The organism is Shewanella sp. 10N.286.51.B7 (assembly GCF_002873615.1).
Lineage (GTDB): Bacteria > Pseudomonadota > Gammaproteobacteria > Enterobacterales > Shewanellaceae > Shewanella > Shewanella electrodiphila.
In genome coordinates, this window is the sequence record NZ_MCUF01000012.1 from 97,504 (window position 1) to 113,188 (window position 15,685).

The 15,685-nt window shown below is 41.2% G+C and carries 16 protein-coding genes; 13 read left to right on the plus strand and 3 right to left on the minus strand.

All coding sequences use genetic code 11. The features are described from left to right. The first annotated feature begins 145 nt into the window (after positions 1 to 145). From hisG to hisIE, 8 genes are all read left to right on the plus strand, one after another. Positions 146 to 1,045, plus strand: a complete 900-nt coding sequence (gene hisG, locus BCU84_RS01110; RefSeq protein WP_102526256.1) for an ATP phosphoribosyltransferase — start codon at positions 146 to 148, stop codon at positions 1,043 to 1,045. 82 nt (positions 1,046 to 1,127) lie between these two features. Further along, on the plus strand, positions 1,128 to 2,414 hold the full coding sequence (gene hisD, locus BCU84_RS01115) for a histidinol dehydrogenase (protein ID WP_102526277.1): 1,287 nt from the start codon (positions 1,128 to 1,130) through the stop codon (positions 2,412 to 2,414). Between the two features lie 38 nt (positions 2,415 to 2,452). Next, positions 2,453 to 3,520 carry a histidinol-phosphate transaminase gene (gene hisC, locus BCU84_RS01120; protein WP_102526257.1) on the plus strand — a complete coding sequence of 356 codons (1,068 nt, stop codon included), beginning with the start codon at positions 2,453 to 2,455 and terminating at the stop codon, positions 3,518 to 3,520. Between the two features lie 125 nt (positions 3,521 to 3,645). Then, the gene (gene hisB / locus BCU84_RS01125) at positions 3,646 to 4,713 is read left to right on the plus strand and encodes a bifunctional histidinol-phosphatase/imidazoleglycerol-phosphate dehydratase HisB (RefSeq protein ID WP_102526258.1); all 1,068 of its coding nucleotides are present in this window, start codon (positions 3,646 to 3,648) and stop codon (positions 4,711 to 4,713) included. Between the two features lie 67 nt (positions 4,714 to 4,780). Next, complete coding sequence (hisH, locus tag BCU84_RS01130) at positions 4,781 to 5,407, plus strand: imidazole glycerol phosphate synthase subunit HisH (RefSeq protein WP_241906323.1); 627 nt, start codon at positions 4,781 to 4,783, stop codon at positions 5,405 to 5,407. Further along, the gene (gene hisA / locus BCU84_RS01135) at positions 5,404 to 6,141 is read left to right on the plus strand and encodes a 1-(5-phosphoribosyl)-5-[(5-phosphoribosylamino)methylideneamino]imidazole-4-carboxamide isomerase (protein WP_102526260.1); all 738 of its coding nucleotides are present in this window, start codon (positions 5,404 to 5,406) and stop codon (positions 6,139 to 6,141) included. Before hisH ends, hisA begins: the two co-directional genes overlap by 4 nt. Beyond that, entirely contained in the window at positions 6,123 to 6,896 is a 774-nt protein-coding gene (gene hisF, locus BCU84_RS01140; RefSeq protein ID WP_102526261.1) for an imidazole glycerol phosphate synthase subunit HisF, read from the plus strand. The genes hisA and hisF overlap by 19 nt, the downstream gene beginning before the upstream one ends. A gap of 65 nt (positions 6,897 to 6,961) precedes the next feature. Next, positions 6,962 to 7,591 carry a bifunctional phosphoribosyl-AMP cyclohydrolase/phosphoribosyl-ATP diphosphatase HisIE gene (hisIE, locus tag BCU84_RS01145; protein WP_102526262.1) on the plus strand — a complete coding sequence of 210 codons (630 nt, stop codon included), beginning with the start codon at positions 6,962 to 6,964 and terminating at the stop codon, positions 7,589 to 7,591. A gap of 128 nt (positions 7,592 to 7,719) precedes the next feature. Here the strand turns inward: hisIE and BCU84_RS01150 are convergent, their stop codons facing one another. After that, positions 7,720 to 8,166 (minus strand): DUF4826 family protein, encoded by a 447-nt coding sequence (locus tag BCU84_RS01150; protein ID WP_102526263.1) that lies wholly within the window; start codon positions 8,164 to 8,166, stop codon positions 7,720 to 7,722. A 263-nt stretch (positions 8,167 to 8,429) separates the two neighbouring features. Here BCU84_RS01150 and BCU84_RS01155 point away from each other — a divergent pair, with 263 nt between their 5' ends. From BCU84_RS01155 to BCU84_RS01175, 5 genes are all read left to right on the plus strand, one after another. Beyond that, on the plus strand, positions 8,430 to 9,461 hold the full coding sequence (locus BCU84_RS01155; RefSeq protein ID WP_102526264.1) for a Glu/Leu/Phe/Val dehydrogenase dimerization domain-containing protein: 1,032 nt from the start codon (positions 8,430 to 8,432) through the stop codon (positions 9,459 to 9,461). A 245-nt stretch (positions 9,462 to 9,706) separates the two neighbouring features. After that, complete coding sequence (locus tag BCU84_RS01160) at positions 9,707 to 10,609, plus strand: UDP-2,3-diacylglucosamine diphosphatase (protein WP_102526265.1); 903 nt, start codon at positions 9,707 to 9,709, stop codon at positions 10,607 to 10,609. A gap of 75 nt (positions 10,610 to 10,684) precedes the next feature. Next, a complete protein-coding gene (locus tag BCU84_RS01165) occupies positions 10,685 to 12,421 on the plus strand; it encodes a GNAT family N-acyltransferase (protein WP_102526266.1) in 1,737 nt (578 codons plus the stop codon). A 104-nt stretch (positions 12,422 to 12,525) separates the two neighbouring features. Beyond that, the gene (locus BCU84_RS01170; RefSeq protein ID WP_102526267.1) at positions 12,526 to 12,963 is read left to right on the plus strand and encodes a CBS domain-containing protein; all 438 of its coding nucleotides are present in this window, start codon (positions 12,526 to 12,528) and stop codon (positions 12,961 to 12,963) included. A gap of 227 nt (positions 12,964 to 13,190) precedes the next feature. After that, a complete protein-coding gene (locus BCU84_RS01175; RefSeq protein ID WP_102526268.1) occupies positions 13,191 to 13,535 on the plus strand; it encodes a hypothetical protein in 345 nt (114 codons plus the stop codon). A 55-nt stretch (positions 13,536 to 13,590) separates the two neighbouring features. Here the strand turns inward: BCU84_RS01175 and BCU84_RS01180 are convergent, their stop codons facing one another. Then, complete coding sequence (locus BCU84_RS01180) at positions 13,591 to 13,980, minus strand: PliI family lysozyme inhibitor of I-type lysozyme (RefSeq protein WP_157936179.1); 390 nt, start codon at positions 13,978 to 13,980, stop codon at positions 13,591 to 13,593. 222 nt (positions 13,981 to 14,202) lie between these two features. After that, on the minus strand, positions 14,203 to 15,393 hold the full coding sequence (locus BCU84_RS01185) for a class I SAM-dependent methyltransferase (RefSeq protein ID WP_102526270.1): 1,191 nt from the start codon (positions 15,391 to 15,393) through the stop codon (positions 14,203 to 14,205). Between the last annotated feature and the right edge of the window lie 292 nt (positions 15,394 to 15,685).

Genomic DNA, 15,685 nt, shown 5'->3' on the forward strand with positions numbered 1-15,685 from the left:
TAGCCTTCGGATGCTTACTGCCGGAGGACTATTTCCTTCAGGCGGTTGTAAAAAAATACACAAACCCCTGAAAGAAATTTCAGGGGTTTTTTAGTTTTTAGGCTTAAATTATTGTTTTTATATTAAATTTATTAGGGGTTACACCATGAGCGAAAATAACAGACTGCGTATTGCGATTCAAAAATCTGGTCGACTATCAAAAGAGTCACAAAAATTATTGAAAAGTTGTGGCGTTAAATTCAATGTGAATGAGCAACGACTCATCGTTCACGCTGACAATATGCCAATCGATTTACTACGTGTACGTGATGATGACATTCCAGGTTTAGTCATGGATGGTGTCGTTGATTTAGGTATTATTGGCGAGAATGTTCTCGAAGAAGAACAAATTGAACGCCAAACTTTAGGCAAGCCAGCTGAGTGTGTAAAACTGCGTGAATTAGACTTTGGTGCTTGTCGCTTATCATTAGCCGTACCAAATGAGTTTAGCTATGAAAATGCCAGCTCACTTGAAGGACTTCGCATTGCCACTTCATACCCTAACCTGCTTCGCCGCTATATGCAGGAAAAAGGCATTAACTACAGTGACTGTATGTTAAAAGGCTCTGTTGAAGTCGCACCGCGTGCGGGTCTGTCTGATGGGATTTGCGATTTAGTTTCAACAGGTGCAACCCTTGAAGCCAATGGATTGTACGAAACTGACGTTATCTACCAATCAATGGCTTGTATTATCCAGTCAGCTGAAGAGCAAGAGCCCGGTAAACAAGCATTAATCGATAAAATCTTATCTCGCATGAACGGCGTAGTTCGTGCCCGCGAAAGTAAGTACATCTTATTGCACGCACCTAGAGAAACATTAGATCAAATTGTAGCCCTACTGCCAGGTGCTGAAAACCCAACGGTTTTACCACTTAACGATGATACTGATCGCGTCGCAATTCACGCAGTCAGCACAGAAGATTTATTCTGGGACACAATGGAAGAGTTAACGGCGCTCGGTGCTAGCTCAATTCTAGTGATGCCAATTGAAAAAATGGCTGGCTAGTTTTAATAACTCATCAGCAGATAAAAATACTAGCGTTAACGAAATAGCAGTAGCGGAGCGGTAAATGCAAATCAAACAATCAATGCAAATACTTAATTGGGATCAATTAAGCCAACAAGCACAGCAGCAAGCGTTACTTCGCTCGCCTTTGATTGGTGACAACAGTGTTGAACAGTCTGTACGTGACATCATCAATACCGTCGTTGCAGATGGAGATGAAGCACTTAAGCAGTATAGCCAACGTTTTGATGGTATTAATGTTTCATCTTTGGGTTTATCGGCACTTGAGATAGAACAAGCTTGTGAAAGAGTCAGTGATGACGTTAAACAAGCAGTTGCAAATGCGGTTAGCAATATCGAGACATTTCACCAGGCACAGGCTTTCAAAGCTATTGATGTGGAAACTCAGCCGGGTATTCGCTGCGAACTTCGCTCTGAAGCGATTGAAAAAGTGGGTTTGTATATTCCTGGTGGCAGTGCTCCGTTGATTTCTACCGTCATGATGCTAGCACTACCCGCAAGAATTGCAGGTTGTGAGCAAAGAGTGCTAGTAAGCCCACCACCCATCAATGATGCGATTGTTTACGCAGCCAAAGTGTGTGGTATTACTGAGATCTATCAAGTGGGCGGTGCTCAAGCGATTGCCGCGCTGGCTTTTGGTACTGAATCAGTTCCTGCAGTCGATAAAATATTCGGACCAGGAAACCGCTTTGTTACCGAAGCTAAACGTTTAGTATCGCAAGATGGTCGCTGTAGTGTCGCCATTGATATGCCAGCAGGGCCATCAGAAGTACTCGTCATTGCAGATGAGAAATCAAACCCTGCATTTATCGCAGCCGATTTATTGTCTCAGGCAGAGCACGGCCCAGACTCGCAAGTGATGTTAGTAACTGAATCAGCCAATATCGCCGATGCGGTCAATGTTGAACTAGAAAAACAGCTTGCTGAACTTTCTCGCCAAGATATTGCAGCAGAAGCCTTAAGTTGTAGCCGCACTATTTTAGTGAAAGACATGACTGAAGCTGCGATGGTTTCAAACCTATACGGCCCTGAACATTTAATTATTCAGACTGAAAACCCAAGAGCCATTTTAACCAATATACGTGCTGCCGGTAGTGTGTTTTTAGGGGCATATACACCTGAGTCTGTTGGTGATTATGCCAGTGGCACAAACCATGTATTACCGACATATGGCTACAGCCGCAGTGTTTCAAGTTTATCGCTCGCTGATTTCTCGCGCCGCTTCACGGTACAAGAGCTCACCCCACAAGGCTTACAAAGCTTAGGGGAAACAGTCATGGTATTAGCTGAAAACGAATTACTTGATGCACATAAAAATGCCGTAGCCATTAGACTGGCTTCGTTATAAACGCATACATCACCACTGGTTAAATAAAGAAGAAGATAATGGCTAATTCCATAAAGCAAAACAGCGAATTAACACTAGCACAAAGGCTCGCTAGACCTGAGTTACTTGATCTTACGCCTTATGAAAGCGCAAGACGTATTGGTGGTCGTGGTGATGTATGGATTAATGCTAATGAATCACCTTTTAATAATAGTGAACTCAATAAACTTAATCGTTACCCTGAATGCCAGCCTGAAAGTTTGATAAAAGCATACAGTGAATATTCGGGCGTGGCAGCAAAGTCAATTGTTTCAACTCGTGGCGCAGATGAAGGCATTGAACTTCTTATTCGCGCTTTTTGCACCCCAGCAAAAGACAGTATTGCCTGTTTCGGGCCCACTTATGGTATGTATGCCATCAGTGCCAAAACCGTGAATGTTGATGTTATTAATTTATCGTTAACTGATGAATATCAACTACCTAATGGTTTTGCAGAGCAAACTGCGGGTGCCAAAGTTGTCTTTATTTGTAATCCGAATAACCCTACGGGTACCATCATTAGCAAACAAGACATTGAACAGGCTATTGCCGCTATGCCTAATGCTATTGTGGTTATCGATGAAGCGTACATTGAATTTTCAGCTGAGTATTCAGTCGCGGATTTAATCGAGAAATACCCAAACCTTGTGGTGCTAAGAACCCTATCTAAAGCCTTTGCACTTGCAGGTGCGCGTTGTGGATTTTTAATGGCAAACACTGACATTATCGATTTAATCATGTGCGTCATCGCCCCTTACCCTGTGCCACTACCTGTATCTGAAGTGGCAGAAAAAGCGTTATCAGCACAGGGGGTTGCATTAATGCGTCAGCAAGTGAGTCTATTAGCTGAGCAAGGTAAACGCTTAAGCCAAGCGCTTGAAGTTTACGGTGCCAAAGTGCTACCCGCTAATGGCAACTTTGTGTTAGCAGAATTTACTAACACAGATGCAGTCAGCCAATCGCTACAGCAGGCTGGGATAGTCGCAAGAGCATATAAAGATGTACGCTTAAAAAATCGAATTCGTTTTAGTTTCAGCCAAGAATCAGATACCGATAGGCTCATTTCCATCTTTAGTAAAAACAAATAATAGCGTTATCAGGGCTCGAGTTAGGGCATAAGTTAGTGCTGTAAACAGCTGTAAACCTTAATGTTTAACCTCGTAAGAACGTCACTGATAACCATACAGAATGACAAAAAATTTAAGGAAGTCCCATGAAGCAGAAAATATTGTTTATTGATAGAGATGGCACATTAGTCGAAGAACCGGCAATTGATAAGCAATTAGATAAATTAGAAAAACTTGTCTTTGAACCGCAAGTAATTCCGTCATTGTTAAAATTACAAAATGCGGGCTTTCGTCTAGTCATGGTCTCAAACCAAGATGGTTTAGGCACAGACTCTTTCCCACAAGCTGACTTTGATGCACCACATAATATGATGATGCAAATATTCGAAAGCCAAGGGGTTAAATTTGATGACGTGGTCATTTGTCCACATTTTGACCATGAAAATTGCAGCTGCCGTAAACCTAAACTTGGCTTAGTTAAAGAGTACTTAACCCAAGGTAAAGTCGATTTTACCACTTCAGCAGTCATTGGCGATCGCCATACCGATGTTGAACTGGCTAATGCAATGGGCATTGCCAGCTTTCAATATCAACGTGAAAGCTTAGATTGGTTAGCCATTACCGATGCCCTGCTGAATAAAGGGCGCACCAGTGAAGTGGTACGTACGACCAAAGAAACTGATATCAAAGTTAACATTAACCTAGACGATACCAGCAAAGGCAAAATTGATACTGGCATTGGCTTTTTTGACCATATGCTTGATCAAATCCAAACCCATGGTAATTTCAAAATGGACGTGAGTGTTGATGGTGATTTAGAAATTGATGATCACCACAGTGTTGAAGATACCGCACTCGCTATTGGTGATGCACTACGTCAAGCATTAGGCGATAAACGTGGCATTGCGCGCTTTGGTTTTAGCTTGCCGATGGATGAAGCAAACGGTGAATGTCTAATGGATATCTCTGGTCGCCCACTCATCAAGTTCAATGCACAATTTGACCGAGAAATGGTAGGTGAAATGGCCACTGAAATGGTGCCACACTTTTTCCGTTCATTCGCAGATGGTCTTCGTTGTACCCTGCACATCAGTACTGAAGGTGATAACGATCACCACAAGGTTGAAGCCTTGTTTAAAGTGTTAGGTAGAACACTGCGTCAAGCGGTTAAAGTCGAGGGTGATATTTTACCTTCAAGTAAAGGTGTTCTTTAAGGTTGTACAAATGACAAACTCAACGACAACAGACAATGGTTTAAGTAGGGTGAATAATGTGAGTGCTGTGAATCAAGCAAACACGACTGTGATTCTTGATACAGGCTGTGCAAATTTAAGCTCTGTAAGATTCGCCTTCGAGCGTTTACAAGCCAATGTCATTGTATCTGCCGATCATCAAGTGATTAAATCTGCCGCACGTGTAGTTTTACCAGGTGTTGGTACCGCAGGTGCTGCGATGGATGCGTTAGTTAGCCGTGACTTAGTCACAATCATTAATAGCCTAACTCAACCTGTGATGGGCGTATGTTTAGGCATGCAGATGCTAGCAGAAAAATCCAATGAACATGGCGGGCGCACGGATAGTGATATCGAGTGCTTAGGCTTGATTCCTACACAAATAAATGACTTAGACAGTCAAGGTTTGCCATTACCTCATATGGGGTGGAATCAAATCTCAGTCTCAGACCACCCTCTTTTTGATGGTATTGAAGATGGTAGCTATGTGTACTTTGTCCATAGTTTTAAAGCACCAATCAGTGAATACACGATTGCCACATCACAATACGGTGAATCATTTAGTGCTGCCATCGGTAAAGATAACTTCTTCGGGGTGCAATTTCATCCAGAGAAAAGTGCCGCTATCGGCTCAAAAATATTACAGAATTTCCTGAACATGGGGAGCCAAGCATGATTATTCCAGCAATTGATTTGATCGATGGCCAAGTTGTACGTTTATACCAAGGTGATTATCAACAAAAAACGACCTTTGATTTAAGCCCTTTAGCACAGCTGCAATCATATGAAGCTCAAGGTGCTAACTTACTTCATATTGTGGACTTAACCGGTGCTAAAGATCCTGAAAAACGTCAAATAAAACTGATTTCAGAATTAGCAGCAGGACTTAACACTGACATTCAAGTCGGTGGTGGGATCCGCAGTGAGCAGCAAGTTAAAGAATTACTCGATATTGGCGTTAAGCGTGTCGTTATCGGATCGCTTGCGGTTAAAGAACCTGAACTGGTTAAAAGCTGGTTTGTGAAATACGGTAGCGATGCGATTTGTTTAGCATTAGATGTGAACATTAATGAGCAAGGTGAAAAAATTGTCGCAGTTTCTGGTTGGCAAACTGGAGGCGGCAAGTCACTTGAATCCCTTGTGAGCGAATTCAGTACAGTTGGACTGAAACATGCTTTAGTCACCGATATTAGCCGTGATGGTACCCTTCAAGGCGCAAACACTGACTTATATCAAGAGCTTGCAAGCACATATCCAGAAATAAATTGGCAGGCATCTGGTGGCATTGCCACACTTGATGATGTTGCAGCGGTAAGAAATAGCAAAGTTAACGGTATCATTATTGGCAAAGCCTTATTAATTGAGAACTTTACTGTTGCGGAGGCAATTGCATGTTGGCCAAACGTTTAGTCCCTTGTCTTGATGTCCGTGACGGTCAAGTTGTTAAAGGTGTGCAGTTTCGTAACCATGAAATCATTGGTGACATTGAGCCATTAGCCGCAAGATACGCCCTCGAAGGCGCCGATGAATTAGTATTTTACGATATCACTGCCAGTGCCCACGACAGAGTCATTGATAAATCTTGGGTGAGCCGTGTTGCAGCACAAATTGATATTCCATTTTGTGTTGCTGGCGGGATTAAAACTATCGAGCAAGCCAGACAAATGTTGGCTTATGGGGCGGATAAAATTTCAATTAACTCCCCTGCACTTAGCGACCCTAGCTTGATTTCTCGCTTACAAGATGAGTTCGGCCGTCAATGTATCGTGATAGGCATTGATTCATTTTATGACGCCGAGTCAGACAGTTATAAGGTCAAACAATTTACCGGTGACGAGGCTGCGACCAAAGATACGCAATGGTTTACCCAAGATTGGGTTGAAGAAGTGCAAAAGCGAGGTTGCGGTGAAATCGTACTCAATGTGATGAACCAAGATGGCGTTCGTAGTGGTTATGATATTAAACAGCTCAGCATTGTCAGAGCGATATGTGATGTGCCATTAATTGCTTCTGGCGGCGCAGGAACCATGGCGCACTTTAAAGAAGTGTTTGAACAAGCCAATGTTGATGCAGCACTTGCCGCTAGCGTATTTCACAAAGGCATAATTGATATCAATGAGTTAAAGAAATACTTAGCCAATGAGAATATTGCGATACGTCTATAATTAAATATAGTCATTTAAACGCAACTAAATAAGACAGATGTGCTAATTAACAAGAGAAAAGAATAATGACACAATCTTCAGCAGTAAAGTTTGACACTTCAGAACTGGCTTGGGATAAACAAGACAACATGCTCCCTGCCGTTGTTCAGAATCACCTGACTGGCAAGGTGCTCATGTTGGGTTATATGGATAAGGCCGCTTTAGAACATACCTTAGCCACAGGAAAAGTCACCTTTTATAGTCGTTCAAAACAACGTTTATGGACTAAAGGTGAAACCTCTGGGAACACGTTAGATCTAGTGGCTATTGATAAAGACTGTGATAATGACAGCTTGCTGGTACAAGTCATTCCAAATGGTCCAACTTGTCACACTGGCACTGAAAGTTGCTGGCCTGACGGCAACGCACATTCGTTTATCGATAACTTAACCAATGTGATCATTTCTCGCAAAGGACAAAGTGCAGATTCAAGTTACACCGCTTCTTTATTTGAACGAGGTACTAAACGAATTGCGCAAAAAGTCGGTGAAGAAGGCTTAGAAACAGCCTTAGCTGCAGCAACTCATGATAAAGAAGAGTTGATTAATGAAGCCTCTGATTTGATGTATCACTTGATTGTTTTGTTAGAAGATCAGCAACTTTCTATGGCTGAAGTTAACCAGAATTTAATGCAGCGTCATTTGAACAGTAAATAACGCTTTAATTCATTCATAGGTGCATACATCTATATGAAGATAAATCCGTTAGACATAAAAAAGGCACCTTAAGGTGCCTTTATTGTTCGCTAACATTCATTTGTTAACTTAAAAGTTTGTTGTCAAAGCTAGGCTTGACCTTCCCACAACTTTTCATCATTTTGCATTTTGTAAAGGCTCTCTGCACGAGATACCAATAAATTAGCAAATTTTAGTTGGGTTTCATCACGTGTCGCGCCTGACTTATGCAGGTTCTCAGCTTTTAACTGCCACATCATTGAAAAATGACGAATTGCTTCACGTGCAGTACCCGCTACTTTCACGTCGACATAATCTGAAGGTAAGTCACCAGACATAACCCAGAACGTTTGTTTAGTCGGTTGCTTAGATTCCATTTTCCAAATAGCGAGGTAAGGCACAAGGTAACGGCTTTCATCAGCAAGTACTTTAGACGGGATGACCCCTTTCTCAGCAAGGAAACGATTAGCTTTTTGAAATTGCGCTTGGACCCATTGTTGTCTTTGCACTTCTGGATCGGGTTGTTCTACTTTAGGCTCAGCCACTGATTCGGTCATTCTTTCTTCCTATTTTATTGTTATATTTGTCATCATAAAAATAACATCAACACCTATAAAAAGGTGACAAATGTAACGAAACGCATAAAAAGTTTACGTTTACGTAAAGTGGCAAGCTAAATTGCCACGTAGATCACAAAATTATATGAATCTATCTTTGTTGAGAGTATCGCTAAATGCTATCGTTCTGCAATAAATAATAACAAGCAGTCGTTATCCCGTATAACTCTAACGACTATTTTATCGCACAGCGGAGATCACCAGTGGCTTTATTTAATCATGTATCGTTTGATAACCACGAACAAGTCGTTTTTTGTCACGATGAAGAAAGTGGCTTAAAAGCAATCATTGCAATTCATAACACTAACCTCGGCCCTGCCGTAGGTGGTTGTCGTATGTGGAACTACGATTCAGATGATGAAGCAGTAAACGATGTATTACGCCTCTCGCGCGGCATGACATACAAAAATGCCCTTGCAGGTTTAACTATGGGTGGCGGTAAGTCAGTGATTATTGCCGATCCTAAAACAACAGATCGTGAAGCGCTATTCCGTGCATTTGGCCGTTGCATTCATACACTTGGCGGCAAGTACTTTTCAGCTGAAGATGTGGGTGTTTCAACTGCAGATATCATGATTGCACATCAAGAAACGCCTTACATGGCAGGTCTTGAAGGTAAAAGTGGCGATCCTTCTCCTTTCACAGCTTTAGGAACTTACTTAGGCATCAAAGCAGCCGTTAAGCATCAACGCGGTATTGATAGTCTTAAAGGTCTTAAGATTTCAGTTCAAGGCGTGGGTCACGTAGGTTACTACTTATGTAAGCATTTGCATGAAGAAGGCGCTGAACTTATCGTTACCGATATTCACCAAACATCTTTAGATAAAGTGGCGACAGAATTTGGTGCGACAGTCGTTGCTCCACAAGATATCTATAGCCAAGATGTTGATGTATATGCCCCTTGTGCACTTGGCGCTACGATTAATGACACGACTATCCCACAGTTGAAAGCAACGATTGTTGCTGGTTGCGCGAACAACCAACTAGCCGAAGTTCGTCATGGTGAAATCCTGAAAGATAAAGGCATTTTATACGCTCCAGATTACGTGATTAATGCTGGCGGTATTATTAATGTCTCTTTCGAAAGTGATTATGATGCGGCTAAATCAAGCGCAAAAGTAGAAGAAATCTACACCACCTTAATCAAAATTTTTGATGAAGCTGAAAAAGATAACCGTACAACAGGTGATGTTGCAGATGACATGGCTCGCGCCATCATTAACGCAGCAAAATAATCTGGTTATTCGAAACCAGTTAGAAATGAAAGGGAGTCACTAAACAGTGACTCCCTTTTTTATGTCTATTAATAATAGCGTTAGCAGATTTCTATTCACTGCAAATCATTTAAAACGCTTAATTCATCACCTATTGCCAACCTGTTGTTTTATAAAGTTTGTCACCGATTTGACATACTATCGTCATCTGTTATTCAAAAACGTCCCATAAGCTAGCCTTGAAATCCATATTCAGGGAAGCGTCAATGTCTCAAAGTCATGTTGATAACAAAGCAAACTTTAATCCATTCTCTGAAGCGATAACTGCCAATGGTCGATCGCTTCCTCCTGAAAATATAAAACAACAGTTCAATGCCCTTTGGCTATCAGATATTCATTTAGGCAGTGTTGATTGTAAGGCTGAATTTCTGCTGAATTTACTGACTCAAACAAAAGCAGCGCAAATTTACTTAGTCGGCGACGTTATTGATATTTGGGCACTGAAGCGGAAAGTTTATTGGCCGGAAACCCATAACCTCGTCTTACAAAAATTACTCCAGCTGGCCAAAGATGGCACCCAGATAAAATATATCCCAGGTAACCACGATGAAGCCTTTAAGTCTTATACCGACTTTCATTTGTGGGGAATAACCATGGCAAATGAATATATCCATGAATGCATCACAGGCGAAAAAATCTTAATGCTTCATGGCGACCAGTTTGACTCTGAAGTTTGTGTTAGCCGTGCGTATGCCAAATTAGGGGACCATTTATACGACGTATTACTGTTCCTTAACCGTAAATTACATCAAATCAGACACGCTTGTGGCTTTCCATACTGGTCACTAGCAAGTTACGTCAAACTACGGGTCAACAAAGCACAACATGCGATAGAAATGTACCGAGATGCCGTTTTACGTTATGCCAAAACTCAACAGGTACAAGCGGTTGTTTGCGGTCATATTCATCAACCTGAATTGTCACTTCACGATGACATTATTTACGCCAACGACGGTGACTGGGTTGAAAACTGCACCTTAATAGCAGAAACCTTCAGCGGTCAATTACAACTATTACGTTGGAGTGACGAAGCATCCACCACCAAAGTCATTAAACAATTCCAACTTAACGTGCAGCCAAGCAGTGAATTTAAGCAGAAAGTCGCTTAACCAATACTGTTAGCGAAATAAATGTGAGTTAAGTAAAACAGCTTTCGCGCATTGATAACAACAAAGGTCATCAAAATGATTTTTTCCGTAGAGAACGTAGTTCAGCAGAACTTACCCAAACTGAACCAAACCCCATGGCTTGCGACCCCCACTAAGGCCATGCTGCGTTACTTACTTAATGAAAAGCAGTGCAATGATATAGCCGCAGAATTTGCATATTTAAAAGGCGTTGATTTTGTTGAGCACGTTCTGGAGTGTTTTGACTTTAATTATTCAGTGCCAAGTAATGAAATCGAAAACATTCCCATAGAAGGTCGAGTGGTGATCTACGCCAACCACCCTATTGGTTCACTCGACGCACTGGCATTAATAAAACTCATTAGTAAAGTCAGACCCGATATTAAAGTGGTAGCAAACGAGTTATTAATGGCATTAGAACCCATGCATTCCTTATTGTTGCCTGTTAATAACATGTCTGGTGGAACCCCAAGGCAACATCTTGAAAATATACACCTTCATCTCAAAAGTGAAGGTGCAGTTCTGATTTTTCCATCTGGAGAAGTATCACGGTTACGACCTTCTGGCGTGACTGACTTAAAGTGGCATTCAGGCTTTTTAAAAATGGCTAACACTTGCAATGCACCTTTGTTACCCATATTCGTTGATGCTAAAAACTCAGCAGCGTTTTACGGCGCATCGATGATTTACAAACCCCTTGCGAGCTTAATGCTAGTCAAAGAGATGTTTAAACAAGCCAAGCGCACTATGCCTGTTCGTATTGGGCAATTGATCCCCAAAGAAGCCATAACCAGCAATGACTTTTCCCGTAAAACCAAAGTACAGTTGCTTAAGAATCATCTTTATCGGATTGGTAAAAACCGCAGCCCGCTTTTTGCTACACAAAACGCAATCGCTCATCCTGAGTCGCGAAGTGAGTTGCAACAAGCGCTGCAGCAGTGTGAGTTACTGGGTGAGACTAACGACAACAAACAGATATTTTTATATCAGCACCATCATTGCAGCCCAATCATGCGTGAAATTGGCAGATTACGTGAAATCGCTTTTCGCGCGGTCGGCGAAGGCAGCGGTAATCGCCGCGATAACGATCAATACGATCCCTACTATCAGCACTTAGTGTTGTGGGATAAAGATGCATTGGAAATTGTCGGCTCATACCGATTCGCCAGTGCTAAGAAAGTCCATGAAGAACAAGGCCCAGAAAAGCTATATAGCCAGTCATTATTTAAGTATTCAGATGAGTTTGCGCCATATTTTGAAAGCGGACTTGAGCTAGGTAGAAGTTTTGTACAACCTAAATATTGGGGTAAACGGAGTCTTGATTATTTATGGTTAGGGATTGGCGCTTATTTAGCTAAAAACCCGCAATTTAGATATTTATTTGGCCCTGTGTCGATTAGCGACCAATTACCTGAGCAAGCCAAAGAAATGATGGTGCATTTTTACCAGCAACACTTTTCAATGCCAAACGAACTGGCACAATCTAATAGCCCCTATCAGTTCACAGATGTACGTCTACACCAGTTGAACGGTTTATATCAGGATAATGATTACTCAAGCTGTTTTAAGGTGTTAAAGCACACCTTGGCAAACATGGGCGCTGCAGTGCCTCCGCTTTATAAGCAATATGGTGAACTTTGCCAAGATGATGGTGTGAAGTTTCTCGATTTTGGTATTGATACTGACTTCGGCAATTGTATTGACGGACTGGTTTTGGTGGATGTTCATGCTCTTAAGCCTAAAAAACGTCAGCGCTACATCGATTATCACTTAAAGACTAAAAATATCGACTAGCAGCGACTTTTTATATGGTTTGAATACCGCAAATAAAGGCTGTGATGATTTGTTCACTTTACAATTGTCTGATATAAATAGATTAATTGAAAAGGAGGATCATCATGGTCACAATTGAGCAAATAATGAGCCCGAGAGTGGTCACCATTGAAATGGATGACCGCATTAGCACAGCAAAAGAAATATTTGATAATGTGCCTTTTCATCATTTAGTGGTGCTTGATGAAAACAAAACCATTTCAGGCATTTTAGCCCGTACTGATTTGCTCAATGCTCTCAGCCCTAATTTAGGCACAGCAGCAGAGCTCACCAGAGACATTGAGACCCTCAATAAACGCGTTCATCAGGTGATGGCTCACGGGCCAATTACTATTACCCCGTCATTGGATATCCAAAGTGCATCGCAATTAATGCTCAGTAAAGGCATTACCTGTTTCCCTGTTCTACAAGATGATGAGTTAGTTGGGATCGTCAGCTGGCGAGACTTGCTTGGACATTATTGCGGCTTGGTAAAAGAGGATAACAATAAGGCTGAGAGTTAAACTTAAGCCTATGATTTTAAGGTATTAAATATAGTGTCACCATCAAAAGACAGATACTTTGTCTACTAGTTCAAAAGTAAATTTTGTCAATTAAAAATAATTAAAATAAAATCTTTAATCTCAACAATCACATACCGATCGATTCAAAAAAACTTCATTTTTCTCGCTGGAAAACGTCACATTTGTCTGCTTACCTTAAGGTAGGTTCACAGGCCAAGGAGATGTTTATGACGAGTTTCAAGTATCAATTAAATCAGGAAAAGATTGAATTGCTGGCTAGTGACTGGATCGGATTAGAACGTGTTTTAGTTAATGACAAAATCGTGTCGACTAAGGTTAATTTTGGACAACGTAGTACCCATAAAATTGAGCTTAAAAGCGGTAAACCCTGTCGATTACAATTACTTATTGACCCTCAAACAGAACAACTTACCTGTCGGCTTTATAAGCAAAATCAGTTGATCGCAAGCTTGAAGCAAGGAAAGCAGAGCTTATTGAGTAGCAAAACGTTTTTTGAAGCCACAATGATGCTCGCATGTATGAGTAGCCTAGGGCTTTATTGGATCAGTTAACTTAGTGACTTCAATTAATATGTTTTAAATAACAGGCTGCTCTTGCAGCCTGTTTTTATTCACATTCAAATAGCTTGTTATTCTCGACACAAATCAATTGCGAAGACTGATAATTACCACTGCCTGCAGTCACAGTGGTTATTTTCACTTTTTGTACTTGATCAGTATCCTCCATGACTTCAACGTTAAGAATGGTGCCATCTCTTGGTATGACAATCCCCTGGGTAAAGTCACCTACATATAAATCTTTAAACAATTTAATGGTAATCGAGCCAATTGAGCGAGGTTCAATTCGCCCCTCTGCAATCACTAAACTTTGGCCATTACTAAATTCAAATGACTGAATATACGTACCATCATTTGATGTGGTTAGTTCAAACGTTTCGTGTGCTTGCACGCTAGTCATCAACATTGAAAAACTGGCTACTGCTACTAGTTTTATCATTAAAGCCTTCATTTTCATTACCTACTCGCTCAGCTGTTAAGTCGATTAATATAATCATTATGCAAACTGCGTTAATTTGCGAATTTTTATCCAAAACAACATCATTTTACATTTTATATAATGGCGAAACTCTAGAAACTCTCGTAACAAAAAAAGGCTACCAATTGGTAGCCTTAACGCGTTAATGAGTAAAACACAACTCATTAAGAAACCGCTTAAACCTTAGAACACCCGAGCAACAAGGCCCTTAAGGTAAAACCCTTCTGGAAATGCACTACCAATGGGATGATCGCTAGCTTGGCTTAAACGATCAATAAACTGTACATCACGTTTAGCATCCAGCGCAGCATCAGCAACAACCTTTTGGAATAAATCGGCAGCCATTAACCCTGAACATGAGAATGTCAGTAAGGTTCCACCTGGGTTAAGCAGTTGCATTGCAATCATATTAATATCTTTATAACCACGGCACGCGCCATTTAACTGCGCCTTGTTATCGGCAAACTTAGGTGGGTCTAGCACGATAACATCAAATGTTTTACCTTCATCACGATACTGTCGTAATAGCTTGAACACATCAGCTTCATGGTAATTAACATGCTCATCACTAAACCCATTAATTTCCATGTTTAAACGGGCAGTTTCTAACGCTAATTTTGATACATCGACATTTTCGATGCTGGCCGCGCCGCCTTTAGCTGCGTATAAGCCAAATGTGCCTGTATAACAAAAACAGTTTAATACCGACTTGCCTTTAACAAAACGCGCTGCAATTGCACGATTGTCACGTTGATCTAAATAAAAACCTGTTTTATGGCCTTTGGTCACATCCACTGAAATCTTGATACCATTTTCTTCTATCACTACAGGCATTTCAGGCAACTCGCCATGAAGCAAACCAGTGACAGGCTTCAGCCCTTCTTTCTTACGAGAGTCCACATCTGAGCGCTCATAAATAGCACAATCAGGGTATAACTCAGCTAAGACCTCAACTAAGGTATCACGCCAGAAGTCAGCACCAGTGCTTAATAATTGACACACTAATACATTGGCATACTTATCGATGGTGATGCCTGGCAGTCCATCAGATTCTGCAGCAATCAGTCGATAACCCGTTAGCCCTTGTTCGGCAATAAGCGCTTCTCGACCCGCTTGTGCACGCTGAATGCGTCGAGTAAAGAAGTCTTTATCGATTTGCTCTTCTTTATCAAATGTCCAAACTCGTACTTGAATTTGCGATTCTGGCGACCATGCACCACGGCCTAACCAATGACCATCATGCGCAACAACATCAACCGTTTCACCTGCTTGCGGCTTACCTTTAATGTTATGTATACCACTAGCAAATACCCAAGGATGTTTACGTTCGAGTGATTTTTCACGCTTGGGTCTAAGCTTGATTCTGATTGCCATGATGTTGCCTTTTTAAATTTGGGATCGCGATGATAAGGATCCTAACAGGGGAACGCAAGTTACAACACTCAATTATAGAGGTTTTCCCTCATTAGCAAATGAACTTAGTGCAACCACAGCGCCTGTGAGCACATCTTGTCTATCGGCAAACAAAAACGCCATTTAATTTATATTAAATGGCGTTTTATTTAGGATGAACTACTTATTTCTATCCACTTTTCAAATGTCACCTTTCAAATGTCACGTTCATAACGAAATCTTTATAACGAAATCTTTATAACGACACCTTTAT